Here is a 25,063-nt window from a genome sequence, read left to right on the forward strand (position 1 = left end):
GCTGCAGGGATGGAAATGCGCAATTGCCCGCATCGCTGAACTGACTTGAGAAACGTCGTATCCAGTAGCATTGCTAATGTTGATATATCTTATTTCTATTTGTTATTAATGAATTGTTGACAATATTTAGCTGAACTGATTCAGCTTTATCCCGGCAGGATAAAGTTTTATAAAAATTATGTAGTTAAAATTTAAAGGATTGTAATCAGCTCGCAAGGTAAAAAGATCGTCTGGATTTTATCCGCTATCTTGAAGGGGTTAATAAATCTGCGTTATAAATTGACCGCACTATTTAGAATGAAATGGAAATATCTGAATGCGTTATTCAGATAAATAGTGAAACAAATCTTATTATACTGGTAGCTTCAGGACAGGGTATGTTTATGAAGAATGGAATTATTCTATCAATCGCCGATCGTATCAAAGACGCGCTTCCCATACCAACAGACGAATTCAGGAAAAGGCTTGAAGAGGACTGTTATGTAATATGGAAACTACCGCAATTTTATATCCGGCAAATCACCCAGTCCTCCATCATTCCCGCCTGTACTGATTATATTGAAGCAAAAAATGCAGAGGTACATGGCGCTTATGGTTCTGCCCGCCATTAAAACCAATGGTGAAATCATTCGCAAAGTTCTGTTTGTCACCGTCGGTGCGATGATGGTGACGCTTTCAGTAAAATATTTTACAGGAGTATGAAATGGCAATGGTCAATGAAAATATCGTCATTCGTCTGGCGCAAGACGTAGACATCCCTGAGGTGAAACAATTGCTGGAGCGCTATCACGCTAAAAATCTTGCAGGCGAGCAGCGGGCGAATGGATTTGTCACCACCGATATGACGCAGCAGCAATTAAGCGAACTGAGTTCAGCCGAAAGTGGTGTAGTGATCGCTGTTGATCGTTCATGTAACAAGGTTATTGGCCTGTTGCTCGGCGGATCGTGGGAATTTCTCAGCCCCTGGCCCATGTTTAAATATATGGCAAGTATTCTCAACGAATATCGCTACCAGGGGAAAAAACTGGATGCGGCTAGCTCATATCAGTATGGCCCCATCTGCGTCGCAGAAGAGTATCGTGGTCAGGGCGTGGGCGAGTTGCTGCTTGAGTATCAGCGCAAGGTGTTCGCCCCGCGTTATCCCGTCATCGTTACTTTCGTCAATGTACTGAACCCGCGCTCGTATGCGTTTCATACCCGCAACCAGTTTGAAGACGTCGGTTTCTTTAACTTCAATGGCAATAAGTACCATATGATGGCGTTACCGACCTCCTGAGAGGTGGACTGATACATTGCAGCAGACCCGGCGGGTGTTTTCGGCGCCTGCCGGCATAAGCGCAGGTCCAGGTTAAGCCGGTGATTTGCCGATCGCTGTTCTCTTCAGGGAAGGCTGAAAAGGAAAAGGGCCTACGTTTGCACGTAAACCCTTGATATCTGGTGGCCCCTGTTGGGTTTGAACCAACGACCAAGCGATTATGAGTTATAGGATTAATTTATAACTATTATTCATTTTCGTTGAAAAACAGGTATTTAATCGTATGCATGCTCCACCGTAATGCACTAATATTACCCAATATTACCTATCTGAAATATCCCCGGCATATCCCCGGGATTGCGAGAGGGAAGATTGGAAACCATCAAATTCACCAAAGCTGCCATCATTGCGATCGCTTCTGAGTCAGGGAAAAGGCTTGAGTTCGCTGACAGCGTTTTGCCTGGTCTACGCCTGCGAGTTACCCCTACAGGGTCGAAATCATTCTGTGTTACCCGGTACCGGGAAGGAAAATTCATCCGTGTCACTCTGGGTAAGTTTCCTGATCTCACTGTAGACCAGGCCCGTGACATGGCCTCACGCATACTCGGTGAGGTGGCGACAACCCGCAGGAATCCAAATGACCAGCGGCGGGAAGATAAAAACAAATCCATTACTCTGGCTGACGCGCTAGCGGAGTACATCAAATCCCGCGCTGGGCGTATCAAGCCGACAACTATAGAGCAGTATAAGGGCGTGCTGACTAACTTCTCTGGAGACTGGCTTAAAACACCGCTGGCGGCCATTGACCGTGAGAGAGTTGAAGTTAGGCATAAAGCCATTACTGATGGCGGTATATGGTTTGGCGATAAACCGCAGCGTGCTGGAGTAGCAGCGGGCAGTAAAGCCCAGGCTGATTTATGGGCGCGGGTTTTGCGTGCGGTCTACCGGTATTCGCATGATCAATATCGCGACAACGATGGCAACCGTCTGTTGCCTGATCCGCCCACGATGGTACTGAGCGCCAAACGAAAATGGCACGGCACAGCGCGTAAAACCTCCCGTATCCGCAATAATGAGCTTTCCCGTTGGCTGGCCTCTGTTGATGCCGTTCGGCAACATGGAGCCAGTATCAGGGATGATTTTGCCGTATCGGTCTGCGATGCGCTGGATGTGGCTTTATTTACGGGCTTGCGCCGTGCGGAGGTGTTCGGGCTGGAATGGTCCAGGGTAAATATGTCCGGCCGTTACTTCTGGATTGACCAGACGAAGAACGGAGACCCGCTTGAACTTCCGATTACCGATACACTGTTGGCTATCTTCCAACGCCGAAAAGAATTACGTCGTGATAATAACCCGTATGTATTTCCGGCGGAGAAAGGCGGAATAATTACGGATCCCCGAAGGGTGATAGGCCAGATAAGCGAAGCTACCACGCAGTGCGGTACAGAGAGCGCCATCGGTTTTACCTGCCATGATGCTAGGCGTACTTTCGGCAGTGTGGCGGAGTTGGTGGGCGTTGGTCCATATATCCTTAAGCGTTTGATGAATCATAAAACTATGCGTAGCGCTGACGTCACGCAGGGCTATTTGCATTTTTCAGCAGACGAGCTGCAGAAGCCAGCCCAAAAAATAGAACACGCCATACTGGATCACGCCGGTCTGGTGGAGCAATCAGGTGGCCTTGATGCACAGCTCCTTGCCGTGATGGGAACGATGAGTGATGAAGAAAAGCGCGAAATGTTGTTTTTAATATTAAATTCAGGAATCAAGGAGAATAAGGCATGAGTGAAAATAAGCTTCCTGACCGACTTTATTACCCTTTACCCGAAGCTGCTGAATTTTTGGGATGCTCTGTAAGGGATGTTTACCATTACTGCGCAACGGGAATGATAGCTTTGACAGTATATCTCAGAGATATTTATGCTGAGGATGTTGGATTAATGACTTTAGATTTAGGTGGTGAATTATTAACGCCTGATGATATTGATGCCGGCACAAACCTTATGAATGAGATTTCCCTGATCTCAGGTATTCATTATGAAACAGAAGATGAGTTGAAATTTATAAGGGCTAATTATATAGATGGTTTTTTTTATGTAGGCAGTACCGATTGTTTTTTACTTGAGTTCTCGAACGATAGCTTTATAACTCTGTCTGGAGTTACAAGCCACCCATTTAAAAGTGCTGATGATGGTGTTTATGCTTTCTTTCATAAAGGGCTTAACGTTCCAAGGGAGCGATTATGTATTCTGGGGAGTGATATTGTTAAAGTTATTGAAGTGAATGAGATTAGTGTTGATAAAAAAGAACACCCTAAAAGGGCAAATAAGAAAGGTGAAATAATTCCTGCATTATTGAAGATGATTCCGGAATTTGGTGATGTTAATTTGGAAAGTGAAAGTATAAGCAAAATAGCTTCAATTTTAGAAGCAATTGCAGCAGCTAAAGGAATTGAGTTGAATCTTCCAGATAAAAATACTTGGGCTCGTTACTTGGGGAGAAAGTGAATTCACTTCTTACCTAAGTGAATTCACCCAAAATCTAGCCCGAGATACCAATAATCCTCACCGTTGTTACCCATTAACCACGGTGAGGCATCATGACTACCAATACCATGCAAGACAAAAAACTTACCCGCCCGGAAGCCGCCGCATACATTGGGGTGGCTCCGCGCACTATGGCGAACTGGCACAGTACAGGCCGGGTAAAAATCCCCTTCTACAAAGTAGGCCGTAAAAAAACTATCTACCTGCAATCAGATCTTGATACGTATCTGGCATCGGTTCGCCAGTCTGCGTAATGGGGTGGGATATGGCACAAAGAAAAGCTCTTCGTATCCGCAACTCCACTCTGAAGAAAGGCAAAACTCTAGCATCAACATGGGCACCAGAGACGAGTTTCACTCCCGCTGCTGTACCTAACGTCAATAACCCATATAGCCGTAAATCGGCCTAACAGAAGACCAATGCAACCACACGCAACTTCGTCTGATCAGCGAAAATAAATTTTGTTGCGTGTCGTTGAAGTAAAAATATTGCAGCATACCTAACGCTGTCGCGGCGGCTCTGAATAACAACTTTTGGAGCGATAGAAAATGACTAAGAAAAAACTAACTGCCTTAACTGGCAGCGGCCAGACTCACCCTGAAGCCAGCAAGAAGGATAATTCCGGCAATAACTTTGCGGCGCGAATCCCTGTAACGCTTAGCAATATTGGCGGGAAAGAAATTCAGTCAGTTCGTGGGCGAAAACTTCACTCTTTTTTGGCGGTAGGCCGAGATTTCACCACCTGGATCAAAGCCCGCATTACCCAATACGGATTTGTTGAAGGCGTCGATTATGTGATTGTCGAAGATTTGACCTCCCCGAAACGGGGGAGCTCAAAATCTCGTCAACGCATTGAGCACGATTACATTCTCTCTCTGAATATGGGTAAAGAGCTTTCGATGGTTGAGCGCAACGAGCAAGGCAAGATGGCTCGTCAGTACTTCATCGACTGCGAAGAACGCCTGCGCCGGGTCGCCCCTGAAGAACATGAGGCGGCGTTGCTGACATGGCGTAAAAATCGTGTAGCAGCTTGCGAAGATCACAAAAGCATGGCCGAGGCGATGAAGGGCTATATCGAACGCACTGGAGATAAGCAGCACGGGTTTGCCTACAGCAATGAATGCACCTTCCTCAATAGCCTTGCGCTGGGTATGCACCCGCGAGCATGGGCGAAGCAGAAAGAAATCCCGGTAAAGCAGGTGCGCGACCACATGAACACTGAACAACTGGCGCTGCTGGCCTATCTGGAAAGCCGTAACTGCGCTCTGCTGGATCTGGATACCAGTACGTCAACCCGCAAGACGAAACTCACTGAACTGGCGCAACGTTGGCTGGTTAAAAGAGTGGGAGGAACAGCATGATCGCGGATAAAACAAAGGCAGCTTTGCAGAGCTGCCAATGTCACTACCAAATACCCAAGCAGAGCCAGCATACCAGGGTTGGCGCTGGTGGTCAAAGTCTGAACAGAGTGCAAATTTGCATTCTGGTAGATTTCTCATTGTTTTTATGGCAAAGCGTAAAATGGCGCTTTGTGCCTAAGTCATTGATTATTCCACCAGTCCTCACTTTGAGGACTGGTGTGGGTTGTCAAATAATGAGCCGACTCAATATTGAGCCCGCTGATTTTATTCAGCTTTTACGGCAAAGCCCAAAAGTGAGCTTTGCGTATAACTCATTGACTCCATTATTCTTCCTCACTTTGGGGAAAAAGGGCGGGAAATCAAACCCTACCCTGTGCTTTCTGTTTCTTCAGACTGATTACCGAGTTAGCCATATAAGGGCTTTAACAATCCAGTATGTGGAATACGCAGTTGCAACTAAAAAAACAACAGCGATTGCGTCTCGCCATTTACCCCGTTCCGTATCAGGCATAAATCATTCCTCTGGATCTGCCTTAGCTTTTTTGCGCTGGTCTTCCTTGAGCTTTTTGAGAAATGATTCCAGCGGGAATTGCATTGACTTAGCTTTTGGTTCTGCTTCGACGGGTTGCGAATTCTTCTGCTCTTTTGTCATGTGTCAGCCCTTAGGCTCAATGCCGCGCTGCTGTAGTTCTTTGCGGATGATGCGCTTGATCCAAGCAGCCAGTGATTCGTCGCCATCCTGTTGTTGTGCTTGTTCCATTAGCTCACGTAGCTCGGGATCTAATCTGAACTGGAATGGAGGATTACCACGTCTTTCATTTTTGTGTGTTGACACGTTAATTACACCCGATGTAATGTGTTTATGTGTAATGACACATTACATACAAGAAAGACAAATAGCAACGCCCCGGAGTGCGGGAACACTACCGAGGCGTCTAACCAAACCGTTATACGAGGTAACAGTTATGGCTGGATCACAGCATACCCAAACTCACCCTGAATTTACATGGCGTTTTCTCTCCACTTCCGAGCGAAACCCTACTGCAAAGCCGTTGGTTATTTACGTCAACGCATCCAGTGAGCAGGAAGCCCGCGACACCATGCCTGGCGTAACCCTCATTTTTGCCGCCCGCCTTCCATTTCATGCCTTTCAGGTTATGGAGGTGGCAGTATGAATATTGCTCAAAGAGATCGAATCCTGGAACGTGTAACTCAGGTCATTGGGCGTACAGAGAGTATTGTGCCTAATACTCCAGAAAGTAATTCACACGATCGTTTATTGCGGATAAGCGCAGGTCTCTTGCATCTGTTAAATGAGGTCCTTCCTGGCATTGCCAATACGACTGAACGCGACGAAATAGACGAAATAGCAGTGTGGGTAGATGCCATGTATTCCATCACGATGATAGAAGCGTTAGATGCAAAATCACTGCGTCCCACAACCGTACTAGGCTTGCGCAATGAAGTACCTGTGCCGACTGGTGGTGATGCCGCAACCACGGTGCGTTATGCGGCAGAGCTACAGGAATTGTGGGAGCTTCATCTTGATGCTCGCTTGCGGGCTGCCAACCCTAAAGCTGGCGCCAGATTATGGACGTTAATCAGCGAACTTAACTACGCAGCTCAGCGTACGGAAAGCAGATATAACCGCCTGCTGTTAAAGCTGGAGGCTATGGCGAATATCACTACGCCTTTGGAGCAGAGGGAAAGTGCGACCCCTTCAACCTTAGAGACATTCCCTTCAGGTCAGGAGGTTCGTCATGAGTGAATTAACCGTCCAGCAGGCTGCTGATAAAGCATATCAGGCAGAAATTATTCTCGCCCTGATGCAGGGAAAATCGGCTGTGCGCATGGAAGATAGCGAAATTGACGCGCTGATCGCGATGGTTAAAGACTTGATCGGCGATGTGGGTGGTTTTCTTGGTGAAGAAGCATCACGTGAGGAGGTGGAAAATGCATAACCCTCAGCCTAAAAACTTTACCTGGCTTTTTCTGGCCACTTACGCCGATGCTAAAGCGCTCCCTGTGGTTCTGCGTACTCAGGCTAATACCGAAGATGAAGCCCGTTCGCAGCTTACTGGTGATTTTTCTCTCACATTCGCGGCAAAAATTCGTTCCGATTGTCTTCTCACTTGTCATTGGGTGGATCGGGATAGTTCTGTTTTATGGTCTGTCATGGGCTGCAATGCTGACGCCTCACTTCAGCAAATGAAGGGGGCTAGCAATGTCTAATCTCGAAATATTGACCCCGAAAAAGGCGAAATCGCGAGCTTTACAGCTTTCAACGCTGCTTATGGTGATTTCAGAGAACGCTATGCAGGAGCATGAAAGACAGCAGCTGGTTGAGCTTTCTTACGATATTTCGTGTGAGCTTGCTTCCTTCATGCTTGAGCAAGAATTGCCGGAGGTCGGCCATGCATAACCCTGCTGAGTTAAACGAATCGCTTGAAAGGCGTATAGACCTGCTGACTGAAAAGGTGCTGTTCCTTGAGCAGCAGGTTAAATCACTGACTGACAGTCAGGGGGGAGAAATACCCCCGGGTATGGCGCCGGTATCTACTCTGGCTGCTGAGTTCGGTATTTCCACCAAAAAGGCGGAAGAGCTGGCGAAAAATACTGGCGTGATGATGGTGAAGTTAAAAGCGGGTGGCTTTGTTGCGCCGGAAGAGAAATTCAGGGAAGTGGCCAGGCAGGTGTTGCGTAGCGCTAAACGTAAATACGGATCGGCGTACTGGTATCACCCGTTGTTAGGTAAATTCCAGATGAGTGGAGGGATCCCGAAGTGAAAAATGCACCGAACCTTAAACATCTTCCCAGGGAAAAATTTACTGAGGCGATTATTTTTGCGGGAGCAGATGCATATGCGCATGCAAAAGGATGGGAGGAAGGCCTGGGTAAACAGGTTGCCGAGGATACAACCCCTCCTATCTACCTGGGACCAAAACAACTTGCTGAGCTGGCAAACCTGAATATTGTCGATAAAGGGCGACGGAGTGCTCGCGTGTATCTGGCCGGAGATATTGAACCGATACAGATTAACGCTATTGGTGAAAAGCTGGCGCTGGCAGGTGTACAGGATGCCAAATTGTATAAAGGTATTCCCGATCGCCAGCCTGAGGACTGGCACGATTATCTGAGTCGACTGCGTGAACAAGCGGAACGGAGGGAAAGCACGGTGGTCGATCTGCCAGTGAAGAAACGGGAGTCTAAGCCAACCCCTAGCGATGAACTAAAGCCACGCGTCGATAGCCGCCACGATGGTCTGTACTGGATTACGCCAAAGGTGGACAAGGATAGCGGCGAAATCATCAATAACGAAACGTGGCTGTGCTCCCCTCTTGAAGTGGTCGGCTCCGGTAGTGACGGTGCAGAACGCTATCTTGTTTTGCGCTGGCGTTCGCCGCGTGGCCATGAAGATATTACCAGGGCGATCCCCTGTGCTGATATCGGTGAGCGTGATGGCTGGCGCTCACTTAAAGCTGGTGGGGTGAATGTGACCACTAAAAGCACCTTCCGGGCGATTCTGGCCGACTGGTTGCAGCAAAGCGGCACTCATCGGGAATGGATTATCACCCATACCACTGGCTGGCATGATGGCGCATATGTCATGCCTGATGGTGAAGTGGTTGGTGATCCAGAGACGCCGATTCTCTTTAATGGTCGCAGTGCTGCATCTTCCGGGTATGCCATTGCTGGTACTGCTGCCACCTGGCGAGATTCCGTCGCCCGACTGGCCGGGGGTAATCCTTCCATGATGTTGGGAGTGGCAGCGGCGTTATCCGCACCACTTATCGGGCTGGTGGGTGCTGATGGCTTCGGCGTCCATTTGTTCGAACAGTCGAGCGCCGGTAAGACTACCACTTCCAATATTGCGAGTAGCCTGTGGGGAGAGCCAGATGCTTTGCGGCTTACCTGGTACGGTACTGCGCTTGGCATTGCCAACGAAGCGGAGGCGCATAATGACAGCCTGTTACCGCTCGATGAGGTGGGACAGGGCAGCAGTGCTAAAGATGTTGCGACTTCGGCTTATACCCTGTTTAACGGTGCCGGAAAGCTGCAGGGAGCAAAAGAGGGCGGCAACCGTGAGTTGAAACGCTGGCGCACTGTGGCGATCAGCACCGGGGAAATGGATATTGAAACTTTTCTGTCTGCTGGTGGGATAAGAGTTAAGGCGGGCCAGTTGGTGCGCCTGCTGAATATCCCGATGGAGAAATCGACGGTTTTTAACGGCCTGCCGAACGGCAAGGCTCATGCTGACGCACTGAAAGAGGCCTGGATTGATAACCATGGCGCGGCAGGGCGGGAGTGGGTTAAATGGCTGGCTGCTCACCAGGAGGACGCTAAACAGGCTGTGCGTGATGCGCAGACACGCTGGCGTGGGCTTATTCCGGCTGATTATGGTGAGCAGGTTCATCGAGTTGCAGAGCGTTTCGCGATTCTTGAGGCGGCGCTGGTCGCAGGGGGAGCGATCACTGGCTGGAGTGAACAGGCGAGCCGTGACGCTATCCAGCATAGCTTTAACGCCTGGGTGAAAGAGTTCGGCACGGGGAACAAGGAGCACCAGCAGATTATCGAGCAATGTGAGGCGTTTCTTAATGCCTATGGTCTGAGCCGATTTGCTCCGTTGCCATATGACCCCACCAGTCTGCCAATAAGCAACCTTGCCGGATACCGCAAGCGCAAGAGCAGCCATGATGATGCGCCCTTGGTGTTCTACACGTTCCCAGCAACGTTTGAGAAGGAGATTGCGCAGGGCTTTAACGCAAGGCAGTTTGCGAGGGCTCTGGCCAGCGCTGGTGTGCTGTCAGCCTCCGCTGATGGTCAGCGTTTCCAGCAGAAATCACCGCGTATTGATGGGCGGCAGATTAACGTTTACGTCCTTCAGTATCAGGCTGAGGGTGTTAAGGAATAACTTACATGCATGAGTAATATTTTACGTGGTTCACGTAGTTCGGTCTGTAAGGTTAAGTGTTATGTATATGTTGTATATGGATTTTTATTGTCAAAATTGAACCACGACTGAACCACGAAACAGCAATTTTGAACCACGAATATGCATCTTTGAACTACGAATAAAATCATCGACTGAGTGAACCACGTAAAAGAAGCTCTTACGTGGTTCAAAACAGGGGTTACGTGGTTTACGTTTCTGTAATTTATTCATATAAAACAAAGATCTTTACAGATTGAACCACGTGAACCACGTGAACCACGATAGTTTTGTTTATATATAGTAAAAAATGAGAGGTGTAAAAATGCTTGAAGCCGGAATGGTTGAGAAGAAATCAGCAGGTAGCGCTGCTCTGTAATGCGGCAGATAACAGAGATACTCTATTCTGGCTGGGAGTTATCGCCTTTGGTAATCAGGCTGATACTCCGGACAAACATCGTAAAGGCGCTCTCGTCATCGTGGCGGGCGATATGCAGCTAAATCAGTAGAATAGGCAAGAAAGCAGCGTCAAGCTGGACGGGTAAGACGCCGGATGACAGATAAACTGGTTTGGCAATTGTTGCGCAAATGACTTACTAAAAATTGACAATTTTAGTTGTATGGTCCAATTTATCTCAAAATGAGTTATTTTTGAGATAAAATTATGACCATAAAGCATCCACCAAAAATTGTTTCTTTCGCTGAAATAGTGAAAGATGGTGTCGAAGATAAGGCGAATAGGTTATCTAATCTTATGAGTTATCATAGGGTTACTGATGATAAGGGCCGTTATCATCATTGGGATGATTTTCAATATAGAGTCGAAAAAGGTGTTGATGCTGTACATGCTTGGTCTGTGCAAAAGATGGCGCGCTTGGCTCATATTCACTACATTAGTTATCAGGACAAAAGTGGTGAACAGGCAAAGATAAACGTTTTACCGTCAATGCATAAGGCATGTTCGCTTATTGATCAGCAGGCCTCAAAGGCTGCTTTTGAAGCGATGATTTCCAATATGGAAGGAGTTAAGTATTTAATTCGTGAGTTAAGAGAAGAGGAGTCGATTTCTTCCAGTCAACTGGAAGGAGCTGCAACTACTACCATAGTAGCAAAAGCCATGCTCTCTGCTCAAAGAAAACCAAGGACAGAAGACGAACGTATGATTCTTGGTAACTATCGTTTGATGGGTAGTGTTTGGGATAAAAGAAATGAAGAACTGTCCTTGGCTCTTATAAAAGAATTTCATGCAATTGGTACGAAAGATATTAATAACGAAAAGTATAAACCGGGAGAGTTTAGGGACACTGATAACATTGTTATTTGTGATTATGATGGCAATGTTGTTCATTATCCTCCATCGCATGATGAGTTAGATAGTCGACTACTTAAAATTTGTGAGTGGGCCAATACAAGGCATGAGGATTTAGTTACATCTAATTACTTACATCCTTTAATCAAAGCTTGTATTTTGCACTTCATGATAGGTTATGAGCATCCTTTTAATGATGGTAATGGTAGAACTGCAAGGGCTTTGTTTTATTGGTATTTATTTAAGTGCGGTTATACAGCATTTAAATACATTTCTATTAGTCGCTTGTTAAAGGAAGCATCGGTAGCTTACGGTAAATCTTATCTTTTCACGGAAACCGATGGCTTTGATTTGACTTATTTTGTTGATTATCAATGCCAGATTGTGTGTCGGGCTACACTTAATTTTACAAATCACATAAAAAAAATAGCAACTCAACGCGCTGAAATAGATAGTCTTCTATGGACGGGAGGGTTGATAAATAGACTTAATGATAGACAGAGGACTATTTTACTAGTTGCGATTGAAAATGTTGGTAGATCTTTCACGGCTAAGGAAGTCAGTGAGAATCTAAATATTTCTGATAACACTGCTCGCACTGATCTTAAACATCTAGTTGAAATTGGGCTTTTTGAGAAAGTTGAAAATGGAAAGCAAACCATTTACGTTTCACCAAAATCTTTAAAAGGAATCCTTGAAAAATTAAAAAATATGTAGGGCTGAAATATTATTTAGGCCTTGAAATAAAGTTTTTTATTACCATTTTAAAACCGCGCCCATAGGGCGTGGCTATTCCATAACCTTTATGGAGCTTTTGGTCTTTGCTGTCTGGCCGTTTGGGGCGACTATGGATCGCCCCCTCTTCATTGCTGGTGGGGGGGCACAGGAAGCTTTGTGCATCATGCCGAGCAAGAAAGTCGCTAACCCCCCTTTCCAATATCAGCCATCAGTACCAGATCCCTTTCGTAATCATGCAAATCTGCACAGTCTCTTTTTTCCGTCCATTAGCCTGTGCTTAGTACGCCTGAGTGCGTTGCCGCTGAGCTGGCGCTTTACCGTCGCTGTAACCTCCTGTCAAACCGCCATTAAAAAGCGCATTCATTATGCTGCTATGAGCACAATTCCCTTATGATTAAAATATTTTATCTTGAAGATTTGTTTTATTGATCATAAGTTAAGCGCATACAGAAGAAATCTGTACGTTTAACCAGTGTCAGGAGGTCAGGAAATGGCAGTAACCAGCAAAAAGCCGATTCTTGTCGATCAGCCGATTCTCGAAGGTTTACAGCGCCTTCGGGATGATGAATGCCGACGTTCTGCCGTTGGCGCAGCTCCAAGCATTCAGGAGCTGGCGCGTCATCTTTTGCGGCAGGGTATCCACCGGCATGAGGCGGGCAAGAAGTAACGCTACCGCCCAAAAAGGAGAAACCAATGCCGCTAATGAAACTACCCGCATGGGCGCGAACAGCGTTCGGTACGAAAGGTAAGAAAAAACAGTCCCAACTTTCTGAGGAAAAACCATCTATGTTCGATTTCTCGCATCTGTCAGGAAAAACCAAAACGAAGGGTGAATCCGATAACGGGAATGTGCCGCTGAAACTGGACACTGACGACAGCCAGGTCGCCAGACCTAAGCAGCACACTCGCGGCCACAATGTCGCGGTTTCCCCGGAGGCAAAAAATAACCCGGTTCTGGCGGTTCGTTTGTTGAAGGAAACGGAGCTTTCTTCGAAGAAAATAAAGCTGCAGCTGGCATCGTCGCCGATGGCGCTTTCTGTGTTTACCCAAAAGTTTATGGAAGAGAACGACCCGACCTGGGAATTTCAGGATGACGAAGAGAAAGCTCGCTCGGCGCTAACGTTTTCAACGCAGAACCGTGATGCAAATGGTTACTCTGCTGCCCAGAGTAGCGCTCTGAAGGCGCTGAAGAAGATGGAAGAGCCTCTGACAGACGACGAGATTAAAGCATTAGCCAGCAAGGCATCTAAGATGCAAAACGACTATGACCCTATGTCACCGCAGAATGTGAATGCTCGCCGTAAGGCTGACGAAGAGTACCGGGAAGAAGTCGCGCAGGCTGCTGCACGCCGTAACGATCGTATCCGGGCATCTGGTGTGAGCTTGCCGGGAGATACTCGTCGAGTTAATGGCAAGATTGAAGGGCCAGCAGGCGAAGCCGAACGCCTTAAATCACAGGTTCCTCTCTGAGAGCCGCGGAGATGAGCGTTATGAACTTTCAGCACCTCAACGAGCCGCAATCTGATGCGCAGACATATGGCTTTTCCGGTCGCCGTTTGCAGCGCATATACCGGCTTCAGCAATCGGTTGAAGAAGAGGAACTCCCTGAATGCCTCCATTCTGACGCGCATCTGATAGCGGTGAGCAAAGAGGCAAAACAAAATCCGATACAGGCATTTCATCTTATCGCGGAAGGGATCCCACACCAGCAGGCTATTGCCAGCCTAAAAGGCAGCGCTCGCCAGCTCAGTCGTTTTACCCGGCGGGCAATGGAGACAGTTTATCCTGGCTGGGAGTTCCTTGATGCTGAAGACCAGAACATGGCGGCATTCCAGCACAGCATGATTAACGGTGACACAAACGGCTATCGTGCAGGTTTTAATGCTGCCCTGTCGGCGCTGGAGAAGTTTGTAGAGCCCATTACGTTTGATGACATCACCAATAGTGTTAATTCGCTGGTGGAGGAAGCATGAGTAATTCATTCGATTTTGAACTGGTTGCCGGTGATCATGTTAGCGAAGCAATAGCACATATCGACGAGGCTGTTCGCAATCTTGAACCTCAACTGGAGAAAACCCGGAAAGGGTTACAGTTGGGTGGACAGGAGACGCTTGATGGGCTGAATGGGTATAACTCCAGACTGGACATCATGGCCAGCACGGCTCGCGATAACGTTCAGTTTATCGGAGACATGATCCCCCCATTAAAAATAGTGGGGGAGATGTCGTCTAAAATTGCCGGAATGGGGCTGGCAGGTGGAGTTGTTGGGGCCGTCGGTGGCGTGGCTTACGCAACGGGTAAACTTGCCGAAAGTTATAAAGAGGCAGCTCGGGGTGCTTATGACCTGGACACCCATGCAAAAAATACCGCGATGAGCGTTCAGGATTTTTCCCGCCTTTCAGGTGCCCTTCAGCTTGTGGGGGCCGATAGCGAAAGCGCTGCTTCTTCCATTGAGGGAATCTTTAAATCACTCAACGAGGCGAACAGTGCGGGTAATGCTGTTGTCATGTCCGCTATGGCGCAGATAGGCGCACAAATTGAAAAAAACAGAGATGGTTCGGTTAATACGCTAAAGACGCTTGAATCCATCGCAAGGATTTTTCCTAAAATTCGTCCTGATCAGCAGAAGTCGTTCGCTAATGCCATGGGGTTAACCCCTGAAATGTTGACACTGTTGCGCGAAGGCTCGAAGTATGTCGGGTTTCTGGCAAAAGCGGATAAGGTGGGATTGACGGTGGATCCCGCCCTTAACCAGCAACTTACAAGCTTCGATGTTGCAGTTAAGGAAGCGAGCGCTTCCTGGGACGGATTCAAATCAAAGCTTGAACGTAAGGTTTATGCCTCTATTGATACCAATGGCCTTACCGATATGGTGAATGGCTTTACGGATATGCTGGCGAATAATTTCGACAACATCTCCATGGGGCGGTTTGCCGGACAAAACAAAGGCGACGACTCCGAGCTGATGCGCAGAGCGCTGGCAGATCCTGAATTCCAGAAAAGCCTTAACGGGAATGAAAAAAACCAGCTCACTGCAGGTGTTATGACCGATGAAGCAAGGAAGAAATATCGCCAGTATTTTTACAGCCAGGACCGTTCCCGCCAGCTGCTGGGGGATGTCAACGCTATCACCCGGCCCGCTCCTGTACGCGGTCTAATCCCCTATAGCCCGTCCGGTAAAAACACGCCGGGATTTCGAAATCATAACCCAGGAAATCTGAAAGCTGCACCTAACTCAACCGGGAAGAGGGGCAAATTTTCCACATTTGCCAGCGATGATGATGGTCTGTCGGCTATGGCTCGCCAACTGATGCTCTATGGCGATCGTGGGAATAATACTCCCGGGGGAATTATTCGTACGTATGCTCCGAGTTCTGAAAACAACACGCGTGCATATATTGACGATGTGACCTCAAGAACCAGGTATGGAGCCGAACAACGTCTTGACCTTCATAACCCGGAAGTTCTTAAGACGCTGATGGCCTCAATGATTCAGCACGAACAGGGCTCACAGCCCTACACTGAAGAGCAACTGAAAAAGGCGATACAGTCAGCCATTATGGATGATCAGTGGTCTGGACAGAGAAACCCGGAAAGGTTGACGCAGCAGCGTCGGGATATCATTTCTGGCGCCGGAGGTGGAGGAAGATCCTCTTCCATACTGTCTCCTGCGGACGGAGACAGTAATGTTAACGTAATAACCGAAAATATAACCCGCTCCCTTACCGACGCCCTTGCAGAACAACCATTGAGACTGGAAATAACGATGATTAACGAAAAAGGCGAGCGGAAAACTTACAACGTTGAAAATAATGGGAAAATAATTACGCCCATGAACTATTGATGCCCCTTTCACCATCGCCTTACAAAAATGGGTCCTTCCTGAGGCCTTTGTAAGGCACGGGCATTGCGCGCCGCAGTGTTTGTGCAGCTACAGGTTTTCAATTTGATTGACACTTTACACTTGACACTTTTTGTTGACAGGTTGTTAAAGTCCAGAAGTGGCGCGTGATGCAGGCGAGTTCGTGAGAATTTTGATTGACATTTTGATTGACACTTTCAGCCTGAAAAGTGTCAGGTTGACAGAAAAATGTGTCAAGCGGTTGAACCCTTGACGTTTGATTGACAGTTTTCCGCTGGCGGGTTGACACTCTGGCCAGCCGGCGACAATGAGGCAGGAGAAAAAGTTATGTCATTAATGAGCGTCAGTCAGTACGCAAAACATGCCGGAATGAGCCGGCAGGCGCTGTATAACTGGGAGAGCCATGAAGGATTTCCTGCGCGGGTTGACGGGAAGATTGACCAGGAGGCCTGTGATACTTATCTGGCCCGATACCGCAGCGCCAGTGACCCGCGCACGAAGAATGCCAGGGGTAAAACCAGGCCTGCTCCAGCTGGTGAGGTGCAGGGGAATATGCTGGTGGAAATGAGCGTCGCGGAGATTAAGCGCATCATAGCATCAGGCATCTCCAGGGTGGCCGGGATGGATCCGGACGAACGAGCCCAGGTTTCTGCAAAGGCCGTAGAGCTGTTTGTAAGCGAAGGCCCCTATAACCCGCCTGTAACGTTCGGCGGCTACCGGCTGTCGATTGTTGAAAGGCCAGATGATGAAATCGGGCAGATCATCGCGGGCGGTGCGTTTGGTCTGTCTGCCTATGATGTGGTTTACGAGTGCCGGGATTACACCCTGACTCTCATGAGTGATGAAACCGAAGAAACAGCCATGCGGAGGGTTATACCTTCGTTGCTGTATGCCCTGGCCGACGATACCGACTAAAGCAAAGTGTGCCAGCGGGCTCCTGTTATTCCAGCCCTTTGGGGCTGGTTTTTTTAAGCTTTATGACTGCGAAGCATCGTACAGAAAGGACAGTTACAGCCACTTACCGGGCTGGCAGTACAGGTTCCGATATTGACTGCCTGAGATGTTCCGGTCTGTTGTCGACTGTAAAAATTGTTGGTGATGTTGTCGGCGAGGGTTTCAGCCTGCATTGAACTCGCTTCGTTTGTAGCGACAGGTTGTGATACGAAAGCGAGTGCGTTGTATGAAGTGAGGACGAGAGATACAGCCATAATACTTTTTATTTTCATGTTACAGATCTCAAGCGATGGGGGAAGTGGCGTTGCTCATATTATAGGCTTTATCAAAGTATGCAAAATCCCGGGTTAAATATTTCGTAAACCCATAACAAAAAATTCCCTCTGAGAGATTAATCACATGTTAAATCATAATGATATAGAAGTAACGCTCATCAACCTCGCCAAAAAACAGGGACTGAGCCTGAATGGAAAAGATTTATTAGATATTCGCACGCAGGTAGCGACCGCTCTGGCCGCCAAAGACCGACATCGCCAGCGGATGACATCCCCAGAATATCACTGGCGCAAGCCACCACCTCGGCGATAGCCTCCTGAACATTGAGTCGCTGAAATGTTTTAAACGTGCCATATACTGGAAAAGTTTACCAGTAACATAAGGTTGAATTCACTAAAGCATGATGACAAAGTGACGGTCTCGCATAAATCAATTGCTTACGGCAAATGCAGGCTTAATTTCGCCTGCTTAGTACCTGTGTGGCCGCAGCGCTGTCGTTCAGGAAACAGCAAAAGCACCGAATTAACTCTGAGACATTCCAGTGGCTAAAGCCGAAACCACCCAGGTAATTTTCTATCTTATAAAATGTTGTTTAAAAGCCGTAAAGATTAGCAGCTTGGCAGGGAGAGTAAATTGTCACTCCACTTACCATCGGCGTAAGTCCTAATGTATTTAGCCCCGCCATTCCCCGGGTCTACAACACCTACATACGCAACATTGCCTGCTGAATCCTGAACATAGAAGGTATGTTCTTTATTTTCAATCGCACGAACAACCTGAGCGACAGTCCATTTTGAACCAGCTGGTTGAAACTGGTCGCTACCTACATGAGTAATATGTTGGTGAGATTTCACGGTTCCTGACAAGGTAATGCACTTAATTCTTACATTTGCCATACAAACAATCCTCATTTTTTATCGAACTGAGTTGGAATGCTGTGTGCGCGATTACGCAAAAACAAGTGTAAGATATCATTGCAAAAAGTGTGTATATGTTTTTTGGGTTTTATTCTTTGTTTACATCTTTTGGGGGGCTCTTAGAACCTGCTTTCACGGCTAGTGAATTGAATTTAATAATGAAAAATTTTTGCTGGCCATTATCACCAGATGGACTGGAAGCGATGTGAAGCGACGTGTGAAAATTCACCTGCTTTAGCCTAACTAGCGCCTGCAGAACGTCACTGCGGATTGAATAAGGAGGGGGGCTATGCTCGATATTTTGCTGTTTGCTGTTTGCTGTTTGCTGTTTGCTGTTTGCTGTTGGATGGGATGGAGACGCATGGCTGGTAGAACAAGTTGATTTGGACAAGGGAGTGTTAGGTTTATATGAATATCCGCAAATGTGGCTTTTAGATGATTCAGATGTAGCTAAGTGGCGGCTACCTATTCAGTTTTGCATTGACCGATATGCTGTTTTCGGTGGGATGAACCTGATTGGGGATGCAGGCGTAAAACCATCAGAGATGGAAATCATGCGCACGATAGCTAAAAGCTGTTCAAAGGCTGTCGAATGCTGTGAGTTATAAACGGTCATTAAATAACCATAAATCACTATTGATACCTCTCAGCAATATCCCCGGCATATCCCCAAAAAACAAAAGGAGCTACGTTTTTAGCGTAACTCCTTGTTTTGTCTGGTGGCCCCTGTTGGGTTTGAACCAACGACCAAGCGATTATGAGTCGCCTGCTCTAACCACTGAGCTAAGGGGCCGTGGCGAGGGATTATAAAGTAACTGACGGTTGCAATCCAGCGTAAAGCGCGCAGCTGCTGTTTTTATAAACAATGCATTTTCAATCCTTTATAATCATGTTTTAGCCATACAGCCGGAGAAAACATGATTAGCGATATCCTTGCGCCGGGCCTGCGCGTTGTCTTTTGCGGTATCAACCCGGGGAAGTCCTCCGCCCATACCGGCTTTCATTTTGCCCATCCTGGCAATCGCTTCTGGAAGGTCATCCATCAGGCCGGGTTCACCGATCGGCAGCTCAGGCCGGAAGAGGAACTGCAGCTGCTGGATACGCGCTGCGGCATCACCATGCTGGTAGAGCGACCGACGGTGCAGGCCAGCGAGGTCGCCCTGCAGGAGCTGCGCAGCGGTGGCCGTGAGCTGATGAGGAAGATTGAGGAGTATCAGCCGCAGGCGCTGGCGGTGCTCGGCAAGCAGGCCTTCGAGCTCGCCTTTAACCAGCGCGGCGCGAAGTGGGGGAAACAGCCTATGACCATCGGGACGACCCAGGTCTGGGTGCTGCCCAATCCCAGCGGCTTAAACCGGGCGACGCTCGATAAGCTGGTGGCGGCCTATCGTGAACTGGATGATGCCCTGGCGACCCGCGGCCAGTAGCGGAGAGAGGCGACTTTCCCCGAATGGCCACCTGAACGCCATAAAAAAAGCTCCCCGCAGGGAGCTTTTTAACAGGCTGTAGACGATGCCCCGCGACGATTAATCGTCGAGGAAGCTACGCAGCACTTCAGAACGGCTCGGGTGACGCAGTTTACGCAGCGCCTTCGCTTCGATCTGACGGATACGTTCGCGGGTAACGTCGAACTGTTTACCCACTTCTTCCAGCGTGTGGTCGGTGTTCATGTCGATACCGAAACGCATACGCAGGACTTTCGCTTCACGAGCGGTAAGGCCGGCCAGCACGTCGTGCGTTGCCGCACGCAGGCTCTCGGTGGTCGCGGAATCCAGCGGCAGCTCGAGGGTGGTATCCTCGATGAAATCCCCCAGATGCGAATCTTCATCGTCGCCGATCGGCGTTTCCATGGAGATAGGCTCTTTGGCGATCTTCAGCACCTTACGGATTTTGTCTTCCGGCATCAGCATACGCTCAGCCAGCTCTTCCGGGGTCGGTTCACGGCCCATCTCCTGCAGCATCTGACGGGAGATACGGTTGAGCTTGTTAATGGTCTCAATCATATGCACCGGAATACGGATGGTGCGCGCCTGATCCGCGATGGAGCGGGTGATCGCCTGACGGATCCACCAGGTAGCGTAGGTCGAGAACTTGTAGCCGCGACGGTATTCGAACTTATCAACCGCTTTCATCAGACCGATGTTGCCTTCCTGAATCAGGTCGAGGAACTGCAGACCACGGTTGGTGTATTTCTTGGCGATAGAGATAACCAGACGCAAGTTCGCTTCCACCATCTCTTTCTTCGCACGGCGGGCTTTCGCTTCACCGATGGACATGCGACGGTTGATGTCTTTCACCTGTTCGATGGTCAGGCCGGTCTCTTCTTCGATCTGCTGCAGCTTCTGCAGGCCGCGCTGCACGTCTTCTTTCACTTCCAGCAGCTTCTCGGACCACGGCTTGTTCATTGCCACCGCAGCGTTGAACCAGGTTTCGCTGGTTTCGTTGCCGGTGAACAGCGTGATGAAGTTTTTCTTCGGCATTTTGCACTGCTCAACGCACAGCTTCATGATGATACGTTCCTGAGTACGAACGCGATCCATCATGCTGCGCATGCTGTTGACCAGGTAATCGAACTGCTTCGGCACCAGGCGGAACTGCTTGAAGACTTCAGACAGCTTCAGGATCTCTTCCTGCGCGGCGGCATGGCTACGACCTTTGGCTTTGATGGTGTCGCGCGTCAGCTCGTACTGGGTACGCAGCTCGGCGAACTTCTCACGGGCCAGCTCTGGGTCGATGCTGTTGTCGTCATCGCTGTTGTCGTCGGCGTCGTCATCTTCATCTTCGTCTTCGTCGTCATCCATCTCTTCCTGAGACAGCTCGGAGCCAACGTGCGTGGCGGTCGGCGCCATGTCTTCTTCGGCGTTCGGATCGACGAAACCGGTGATCAGATCGGACAGACGGGCTTCTTCCGCTTCGACGCGGTCGTACTGCTCAAGCAGGTAGGTGATCGCTTCCGGGTATTCGGCAACGGAGCACTGGACCTGGTTGATCCCATCTTCGATGCGTTTGGCGATGTCGATTTCGCCTTCACGGGTCAGCAGCTCTACGGTACCCATTTCACGCATGTACATGCGCACCGGGTCGGTCGTGCGTCCGATTTCGGATTCCACGCTGGAGAGCACCTGCGCGGCAGCTTCGGCAGCATCTTCATCCGCGGTGTTTTCGGCAAGCATCAGATCATCGGCATCCGGTGCTTCTTCCATCACCTGAATACCCATGTCGTTGATCATTTGGATGATGTCTTCGATCTGATCGGAATCGACGATATCTTCCGGCAGATGGTCATTGACCTCGGCATAGGTCAGATAGCCTTGCTCCTTACCACGTTGGACAAGAAGCTTCAGCTGTGACTGCGGGTTTTGCTCCATAAGACGGTATCCACACTTAATTCGTTTGATTGGTGTCGGCAGGCGGGCTGTCGACATTTAAAGCGAGGGCGTACTTATATTATTGCCGCTGCGCCTCTGCGCGGCTGTCGGGGGCTTCCCGATCGATACTCGGCACTTAAGCCGTTAAATACTTTTCCCTCACGTTGTTCTGCGTTTTCTTACTGCTTTGATACAACGTGAAGGATATTGTCTGTCATTTATTTTTTCGCCAGCTCCTGGCTGATGGTCCAGAGTTCCCGGCGTTCTTCACTGCTTAAACCGTGTGTGCGATCGCGAGCTATCAACTCTTCCTGTCGCAGTTCCAGCAGTGAATCAAACATATGGTTAAGCGAGTCGGTGAAGGTTTTTTCAGCGATATCTTTATCTGCTATATCGTCCCACATCGACAGTTTTTCAAGGGTTGCAGCCTCTTTTGTGCCGCGATATTGCTCTAAAAGTTGCCCGGTCGTCAGACCAGGCTGCGCCAGACAGCTTTTCACCAACTCGCTGAACAGGCTAAGGCCTGGCATTTTGCGCGAGTCCAGTCCCTCCAGCGGCGGGACTAACGGCGCCAGATCCGGGTTTTGCACCAGCAGTCCTATCAGTATACGCATGGTCGTGCGTTTTAGCTGTGGCGCGGGACGCGGCGCGCCATTTTCAGACTGTTTTGGCATTAAACGTTCAAGCTGTGCGTCATCTAAAATGCCCAGCTTGTTGCCCAGCTCCTGACGCAAGTAGATGCGCAGCGTTTCGCCCGGGACCTGGGTTATCAGCGGCAGCGCCAGCGTGCTCAGCTGCGCGCGCCCGTCCGGGGTACTCAGATCGACCTGCGGCAGCAGGCTGTTAAACAAGAACGTGGAGAGCGGCTGAGCCTGCTCCATCCGCGCCTCAAACGCCGCTTTGCCCTCTTTACGCACCAGCGTATCCGGGTCTTCGCCGTCAGGCAGAAACATAAAACGCAGCTGGCGGCCATCGGTCATGTACGGCAGCGCCGTCTCCAGCGCGCGCCAGGCGGCATCGCGGCCGGCCCGGTCGCCGTCGTAGCAGCAGATGACGTTATTGGTCACCCGAAACAGCAGCTGGATATGGTCGGCCGTGGTCGAGGTGCCCAGCGAGGCCACGGCATAGTTGATGTCGTATTGCGCCAGCGCCACGACGTCCATATACCCTTCGACAACCAGCAAACGCGGTGGTTCGGGATTGTCCTGCTGCGCTTCATACAGGCCATACAGCTGACGGCCTTTATGGAATATGTCGGTTTCCGGGGAGTTCAGATACTTCGGCAGGGCATCGCCCAGCACTCGTCCGCCAAACCCAATTACCCGGCCTCGCTTATCGCGGATGGGGAACATCACCCGTTCGCGGAAGCGGTCGTAACTGCGTCCCTGATCGTTGGTGACCAGCATGCCGGCATCAATAAGCGACTGGCGGTTTTCCTGATTGCCGCCAAAACGTTTTAAAACGTTATCCCAACCCGGGGGAGCATAGCCGATGGCAAAGCGCGTAATCACCTCGCTGCTTAACCCCCGTTTTGCCAGGTACTGGCGCGCAGGGTCGGCGGCGGGCTGCATCAGAGACTGTTGGTAAAACGCATTCAGCCCATCCAGTAACTGGTAGAGGTTCTGCCGTTGATGGCGCTCTATCTGGCTGGGTCCGTTGCCTGCTTCATAAGGCACTTCAAGGTTGTGCATGGCGGCCAGCTCTTCGACCGTTTCCACGAACTCGAGCTTGTCGTAGTTCATCAGGAAGTCGATAGCATTGCCGTGCGCCCCGCAGCCGAAGCAGTGGTAAAACTGTTTTTCACCGTTGACGGTGAAAGAGGGGGTTTTTTCGTTATGGAACGGACAGCACGCGTGAAAATTTTTGCCCTGCTTTTTCAGCTTTACCCGCGCATCGATCAGATCGACGATGTCGGTTCTGGCAAGCAGATCGCTAATAAATACACGTGGAATTCGTCCAGCCATAAGCCCCGTTATTTCTGATGACTATAAACGAAAATAAGCCGCGCATTCCTTTCGGAAGCACGGCCTTACAACTACAACTCGGTCTGAATTGAGAGCGTCGCTCTCAACAGATTAGTACAGACGAGTACGGCGTGCGTTTTCGCGAGCCAGTTTCTTCGCGTGACGTTTCACTGCAGAAGCTTTAGCGCGCTTACGTTCGGTAGTCGGTTTTTCATAGAACTCACGACGACGAACTTCCGCCAGAACACCTGCTTTTTCGCAGGAACGCTTGAAGCGACGCAGAGCTACGTCGAACGGCTCGTTTTCACGTACTTTAATTACCGGCATGTGCCTCTCACCTTTGATTAATTCGGTTTGCCGCTGGCCGCAATGCCAGCTTATTTCAAAATGGTGCGGAATTTTACTGCAACTACTGCTGCTTTGTAAAGCACCGGCGCCTTTTTTGAAAGGGACTTTTATAAGGGTGAGGAGTATACACGAAGAGAGCACCAGGGGTGAGCAAAGTTTTACATCGCCGGTCATTGGACCTACACTGCGCGGTATTGAAGCGAGGTAAAACAACTCATGCGTGTACTGGGCATTGAAACATCCTGCGATGAAACCGGCATCGCGATTTATGACGACCAGCAAGGTCTGTTAGCCAACCAACTGTATAGTCAGGTGAAACTGCATGCGGACTACGGCGGCGTGGTGCCGGAGCTGGCATCGCGCGACCACGTGCGCAAAACGGTGCCGCTGATCCAGGCGGCGCTGAAAGAAGCCGGTCTGACGGCGAAAGATATCGACGCCGTCGCCTATACGGCGGGTCCTGGCCTGGTCGGCGCGCTGCTGGTCGGGGCGACCGTTGGCCGGTCGCTGGCCTTCGCCTGGAACGTGCCGGCGATCCCGGTACACCATATGGAAGGGCACCTGCTGGCGCCGATGCTGGAAGATAACCCACCGGCGTTCCCGTTCGTCGCGCTGCTGGTTTCCGGCGGCCACACCCAGTTGATTAGCGTCACTGGTATTGGTCAGTATGAACTGCTGGGCGAGTCGATTGACGATGCGGCGGGCGAAGCCTTTGATAAGACGGCGAAACTGCTGGGACTGGATTATCCCGGCGGGCCGATGCTGTCGAAAATGGCCGCTCAGGGCACCGAAGGCCGCTTTGTCTTCCCGCGGCCGATGACCGACCGCCCGGGGCTCGATTTCAGCTTCTCAGGCCTGAAAACTTTCGCCGCCAACACCATTCGTAATAATGGCGACGATGAGCAAACCCGCGCCGACATCGCCCGGGCATTTGAGGATGCGGTCGTCGATACGCTGATGATTAAATGTCGCCGCGCGCTGGAGCAAACCGGCTTTAAGCGTCTGGTGATGGCGGGAGGCGTGAGCGCCAACCGTACCCTGCGGGCGAAGCTGGCGGAGATGATGCAAAAACGCGGCGGCGAGGTGTTCTACGCCCGCCCTGAGTTCTGTACTGACAACGGCGCGATGATCGCCTACGCCGGCATGGTGCGTCTGCAAACCGGCGCCAAAGCCGAGCTCGGCGTGACGGTTCGCCCGCGCTGGCCGCTGGCCGAGCTGCCTGCCGCCTAACGCATCCT

At 49.7% G+C, this 25,063-nt stretch carries 27 protein-coding genes, 1 tRNA gene and 1 pseudogene; 22 read left to right on the plus strand and 7 right to left on the minus strand.

Features of this window, described 5'->3' with window-relative positions:
* The first annotated feature begins 377 nt into the window (after positions 1-377).
* The 6 genes from SP68_RS25955 to SP68_RS03205 all read left to right on the plus strand — a co-directional run bounded on the left by SP68_RS25955 (position 378) and on the right by SP68_RS03205 (position 5,162).
* Positions 378-611, plus strand: a complete 234-nt coding sequence (locus SP68_RS25955) for a hypothetical protein (protein ID WP_008806542.1) — start codon at positions 378-380, stop codon at positions 609-611.
* A 92-nt stretch (positions 612-703) separates the two neighbouring features.
* Positions 704-1,276, plus strand: a complete 573-nt coding sequence (locus tag SP68_RS03185) for a GNAT family N-acetyltransferase (RefSeq protein WP_008806541.1) — start codon at positions 704-706, stop codon at positions 1,274-1,276.
* Positions 1,277-1,627: 351 nt separating this feature from the next.
* Complete coding sequence (locus tag SP68_RS03190; RefSeq protein WP_040968890.1) at positions 1,628-3,040, plus strand: site-specific integrase; 1,413 nt, start codon at positions 1,628-1,630, stop codon at positions 3,038-3,040.
* The gene (locus SP68_RS03195) at positions 3,037-3,762 is read left to right on the plus strand and encodes a hypothetical protein (protein WP_040968889.1); all 726 of its coding nucleotides are present in this window, start codon (positions 3,037-3,039) and stop codon (positions 3,760-3,762) included. The genes SP68_RS03190 and SP68_RS03195 overlap by 4 nt, the downstream gene beginning before the upstream one ends.
* Before the next feature lie 92 nt (positions 3,763-3,854).
* A complete protein-coding gene (locus SP68_RS03200; RefSeq protein ID WP_040968888.1) occupies positions 3,855-4,055 on the plus strand; it encodes a helix-turn-helix domain-containing protein in 201 nt (66 codons plus the stop codon).
* 294 nt (positions 4,056-4,349) lie between these two features.
* On the plus strand, positions 4,350-5,162 hold the full coding sequence (locus SP68_RS03205; protein ID WP_040968887.1) for an antA/AntB antirepressor family protein: 813 nt from the start codon (positions 4,350-4,352) through the stop codon (positions 5,160-5,162).
* Positions 5,163-5,676: 514 nt separating this feature from the next.
* Here the strand turns inward: SP68_RS03205 and SP68_RS28095 are convergent.
* Positions 5,677-5,814: a hypothetical protein gene (locus SP68_RS28095; RefSeq protein ID WP_157921956.1), complete on the minus strand. Its 138-nt coding sequence runs from the start codon at positions 5,812-5,814 to the stop codon at positions 5,677-5,679.
* A gap of 3 nt (positions 5,815-5,817) precedes the next feature.
* Positions 5,818-5,997: a YlcI/YnfO family protein gene (locus tag SP68_RS25960; protein WP_012600012.1), complete on the minus strand. Its 180-nt coding sequence runs from the start codon at positions 5,995-5,997 to the stop codon at positions 5,818-5,820.
* 130 nt (positions 5,998-6,127) lie between these two features.
* Here SP68_RS25960 and SP68_RS25965 point away from each other — a divergent pair, with 130 nt between their 5' ends.
* The 14 genes and pseudogenes from SP68_RS25965 to SP68_RS03260 all read left to right on the plus strand — a co-directional run bounded on the left by SP68_RS25965 (position 6,128) and on the right by SP68_RS03260 (position 16,916).
* Positions 6,128-6,337, plus strand: coding sequence for a host cell division inhibitor Icd-like protein (locus SP68_RS25965; RefSeq protein WP_064157976.1), 210 nt, complete (start codon positions 6,128-6,130; stop codon positions 6,335-6,337).
* On the plus strand, positions 6,334-6,930 hold the full coding sequence (locus SP68_RS03210) for a hypothetical protein (protein ID WP_224224400.1): 597 nt from the start codon (positions 6,334-6,336) through the stop codon (positions 6,928-6,930). The genes SP68_RS25965 and SP68_RS03210 overlap by 4 nt, the downstream gene beginning before the upstream one ends.
* Entirely contained in the window at positions 6,923-7,123 is a 201-nt protein-coding gene (locus SP68_RS03215; protein ID WP_040968886.1) for a hypothetical protein, read from the plus strand. Before SP68_RS03210 ends, SP68_RS03215 begins: the two co-directional genes overlap by 8 nt.
* The gene (locus SP68_RS03220) at positions 7,116-7,394 is read left to right on the plus strand and encodes a host cell division inhibitor Icd-like protein (RefSeq protein WP_052470376.1); all 279 of its coding nucleotides are present in this window, start codon (positions 7,116-7,118) and stop codon (positions 7,392-7,394) included. Before SP68_RS03215 ends, SP68_RS03220 begins: the two co-directional genes overlap by 8 nt.
* Positions 7,387-7,584, plus strand: coding sequence for a hypothetical protein (locus SP68_RS03225; RefSeq protein ID WP_040968885.1), 198 nt, complete (start codon positions 7,387-7,389; stop codon positions 7,582-7,584). Before SP68_RS03220 ends, SP68_RS03225 begins: the two co-directional genes overlap by 8 nt.
* Positions 7,577-7,948, plus strand: a complete 372-nt coding sequence (locus tag SP68_RS03230; RefSeq protein ID WP_040968884.1) for a hypothetical protein — start codon at positions 7,577-7,579, stop codon at positions 7,946-7,948. The genes SP68_RS03225 and SP68_RS03230 overlap by 8 nt, the downstream gene beginning before the upstream one ends.
* Positions 7,918-10,074 carry a DUF927 domain-containing protein gene (locus SP68_RS03235; RefSeq protein ID WP_162500000.1) on the plus strand — a complete coding sequence of 719 codons (2,157 nt, stop codon included), beginning with the start codon at positions 7,918-7,920 and terminating at the stop codon, positions 10,072-10,074. The genes SP68_RS03230 and SP68_RS03235 overlap by 31 nt, the downstream gene beginning before the upstream one ends.
* A 362-nt stretch (positions 10,075-10,436) precedes the next feature.
* Positions 10,437-10,598: pseudogene (locus tag SP68_RS29185) on the plus strand (single stranded DNA-binding domain-containing protein); the annotation flags it as partial.
* A 158-nt stretch (positions 10,599-10,756) separates the two neighbouring features.
* Entirely contained in the window at positions 10,757-12,118 is a 1,362-nt protein-coding gene (locus tag SP68_RS03240; RefSeq protein WP_040968882.1) for a Fic family protein, read from the plus strand.
* A 511-nt stretch (positions 12,119-12,629) separates the two neighbouring features.
* Positions 12,630-12,806, plus strand: coding sequence for a hypothetical protein (locus SP68_RS28100; protein WP_012540151.1), 177 nt, complete (start codon positions 12,630-12,632; stop codon positions 12,804-12,806).
* A 26-nt stretch (positions 12,807-12,832) separates the two neighbouring features.
* Positions 12,833-13,609 carry a hypothetical protein gene (locus tag SP68_RS03245; protein WP_224224399.1) on the plus strand — a complete coding sequence of 259 codons (777 nt, stop codon included), beginning with the start codon at positions 12,833-12,835 and terminating at the stop codon, positions 13,607-13,609.
* 20 nt (positions 13,610-13,629) lie between these two features.
* The gene (locus SP68_RS03250) at positions 13,630-14,112 is read left to right on the plus strand and encodes a hypothetical protein (protein WP_040968881.1); all 483 of its coding nucleotides are present in this window, start codon (positions 13,630-13,632) and stop codon (positions 14,110-14,112) included.
* A complete protein-coding gene (locus tag SP68_RS03255; RefSeq protein ID WP_040968880.1) occupies positions 14,109-15,983 on the plus strand; it encodes a hypothetical protein in 1,875 nt (624 codons plus the stop codon). Before SP68_RS03250 ends, SP68_RS03255 begins: the two co-directional genes overlap by 4 nt.
* A gap of 345 nt (positions 15,984-16,328) precedes the next feature.
* Entirely contained in the window at positions 16,329-16,916 is a 588-nt protein-coding gene (locus SP68_RS03260) for a hypothetical protein (RefSeq protein ID WP_040968879.1), read from the plus strand.
* A 923-nt stretch (positions 16,917-17,839) separates the two neighbouring features.
* Here the strand turns inward: SP68_RS03260 and SP68_RS25980 are convergent.
* Both SP68_RS25980 and SP68_RS03265 read right to left on the minus strand, forming a co-directional pair.
* Positions 17,840-18,127, minus strand: a complete 288-nt coding sequence (locus SP68_RS25980) for a DUF3892 domain-containing protein (protein ID WP_071891521.1) — start codon at positions 18,125-18,127, stop codon at positions 17,840-17,842.
* A 738-nt stretch (positions 18,128-18,865) separates the two neighbouring features.
* A tRNA-Ile gene (locus SP68_RS03265) sits at positions 18,866-18,941 on the minus strand.
* A 124-nt stretch (positions 18,942-19,065) separates the two neighbouring features.
* Between SP68_RS03265 and mug the strand changes: the two genes are divergently transcribed.
* A complete protein-coding gene (mug, locus tag SP68_RS03270; protein WP_040968878.1) occupies positions 19,066-19,572 on the plus strand; it encodes a G/U mismatch-specific DNA glycosylase in 507 nt (168 codons plus the stop codon).
* A gap of 99 nt (positions 19,573-19,671) precedes the next feature.
* Here the strand turns inward: mug and rpoD are convergent, their stop codons facing one another.
* The 3 genes from rpoD to rpsU all read right to left on the minus strand — a co-directional run bounded on the left by rpoD (position 19,672) and on the right by rpsU (position 23,804).
* Entirely contained in the window at positions 19,672-21,513 is a 1,842-nt protein-coding gene (rpoD, locus tag SP68_RS03275) for an RNA polymerase sigma factor RpoD (protein WP_008806539.1), read from the minus strand.
* 218 nt (positions 21,514-21,731) lie between these two features.
* The gene (gene dnaG, locus SP68_RS03280) at positions 21,732-23,477 is read right to left on the minus strand and encodes a DNA primase (protein ID WP_008806538.1); all 1,746 of its coding nucleotides are present in this window, start codon (positions 23,475-23,477) and stop codon (positions 21,732-21,734) included.
* 111 nt (positions 23,478-23,588) lie between these two features.
* Positions 23,589-23,804, minus strand: coding sequence for a 30S ribosomal protein S21 (gene rpsU / locus SP68_RS03285; RefSeq protein WP_001144069.1), 216 nt, complete (start codon positions 23,802-23,804; stop codon positions 23,589-23,591).
* Between the two features lie 237 nt (positions 23,805-24,041).
* Here rpsU and tsaD point away from each other — a divergent pair, with 237 nt between their 5' ends.
* A complete protein-coding gene (gene tsaD, locus SP68_RS03290) occupies positions 24,042-25,055 on the plus strand; it encodes a tRNA (adenosine(37)-N6)-threonylcarbamoyltransferase complex transferase subunit TsaD (protein WP_008806537.1) in 1,014 nt (337 codons plus the stop codon).
* Positions 25,056-25,063: the final 8 nt, after the last annotated feature.

The organism is Klebsiella variicola, from assembly GCF_000828055.2.
GTDB classification, from domain to species: Bacteria; Pseudomonadota; Gammaproteobacteria; order Enterobacterales; family Enterobacteriaceae; genus Klebsiella; species Klebsiella variicola.

Coding starts and splice junctions, on each gene's coding strand:
- tsaD (WP_008806537.1), top strand. CDS start 24,042: ATGCGTGTACTGGGCATTGAAACATCCTGCGATGAAACCGGCATCGCG.
- rpsU (WP_001144069.1), bottom strand. CDS start 23,804: ATGCCGGTAATTAAAGTACGTGAAAACGAGCCGTTCGACGTAGCTCTG.
- SP68_RS03185 (WP_008806541.1), top strand. CDS start 704: ATGGCAATGGTCAATGAAAATATCGTCATTCGTCTGGCGCAAGACGTA.
- SP68_RS28100 (WP_012540151.1), top strand. CDS start 12,630: ATGGCAGTAACCAGCAAAAAGCCGATTCTTGTCGATCAGCCGATTCTC.
- rpoD (WP_008806539.1), bottom strand. CDS start 21,513: ATGGAGCAAAACCCGCAGTCACAGCTGAAGCTTCTTGTCCAACGTGGT.
- dnaG (WP_008806538.1), bottom strand. CDS start 23,477: ATGGCTGGACGAATTCCACGTGTATTTATTAGCGATCTGCTTGCCAGA.
- SP68_RS03210 (WP_224224400.1), top strand. CDS start 6,334: ATGAATATTGCTCAAAGAGATCGAATCCTGGAACGTGTAACTCAGGTC.
- mug (WP_040968878.1), top strand. CDS start 19,066: ATGATTAGCGATATCCTTGCGCCGGGCCTGCGCGTTGTCTTTTGCGGT.
- SP68_RS03220 (WP_052470376.1), top strand. CDS start 7,116: ATGCATAACCCTCAGCCTAAAAACTTTACCTGGCTTTTTCTGGCCACT.
- SP68_RS03245 (WP_224224399.1), top strand. CDS start 12,833: ATGCCGCTAATGAAACTACCCGCATGGGCGCGAACAGCGTTCGGTACG.
- SP68_RS25955 (WP_008806542.1), top strand. CDS start 378: ATGTTTATGAAGAATGGAATTATTCTATCAATCGCCGATCGTATCAAA.
- SP68_RS03250 (WP_040968881.1), top strand. CDS start 13,630: ATGAACTTTCAGCACCTCAACGAGCCGCAATCTGATGCGCAGACATAT.
- SP68_RS03215 (WP_040968886.1), top strand. CDS start 6,923: ATGAGTGAATTAACCGTCCAGCAGGCTGCTGATAAAGCATATCAGGCA.
- SP68_RS03240 (WP_040968882.1), top strand. CDS start 10,757: ATGACCATAAAGCATCCACCAAAAATTGTTTCTTTCGCTGAAATAGTG.
- SP68_RS03255 (WP_040968880.1), top strand. CDS start 14,109: ATGAGTAATTCATTCGATTTTGAACTGGTTGCCGGTGATCATGTTAGC.
- SP68_RS03205 (WP_040968887.1), top strand. CDS start 4,350: ATGACTAAGAAAAAACTAACTGCCTTAACTGGCAGCGGCCAGACTCAC.
- SP68_RS25965 (WP_064157976.1), top strand. CDS start 6,128: ATGGCTGGATCACAGCATACCCAAACTCACCCTGAATTTACATGGCGT.
- SP68_RS03195 (WP_040968889.1), top strand. CDS start 3,037: ATGAGTGAAAATAAGCTTCCTGACCGACTTTATTACCCTTTACCCGAA.
- SP68_RS28095 (WP_157921956.1), bottom strand. CDS start 5,814: ATGACAAAAGAGCAGAAGAATTCGCAACCCGTCGAAGCAGAACCAAAA.
- SP68_RS03260 (WP_040968879.1), top strand. CDS start 16,329: ATGTCATTAATGAGCGTCAGTCAGTACGCAAAACATGCCGGAATGAGC.
- SP68_RS03200 (WP_040968888.1), top strand. CDS start 3,855: ATGACTACCAATACCATGCAAGACAAAAAACTTACCCGCCCGGAAGCC.
- SP68_RS03225 (WP_040968885.1), top strand. CDS start 7,387: ATGTCTAATCTCGAAATATTGACCCCGAAAAAGGCGAAATCGCGAGCT.
- SP68_RS03230 (WP_040968884.1), top strand. CDS start 7,577: ATGCATAACCCTGCTGAGTTAAACGAATCGCTTGAAAGGCGTATAGAC.
- SP68_RS25980 (WP_071891521.1), bottom strand. CDS start 18,127: ATGGCAAATGTAAGAATTAAGTGCATTACCTTGTCAGGAACCGTGAAA.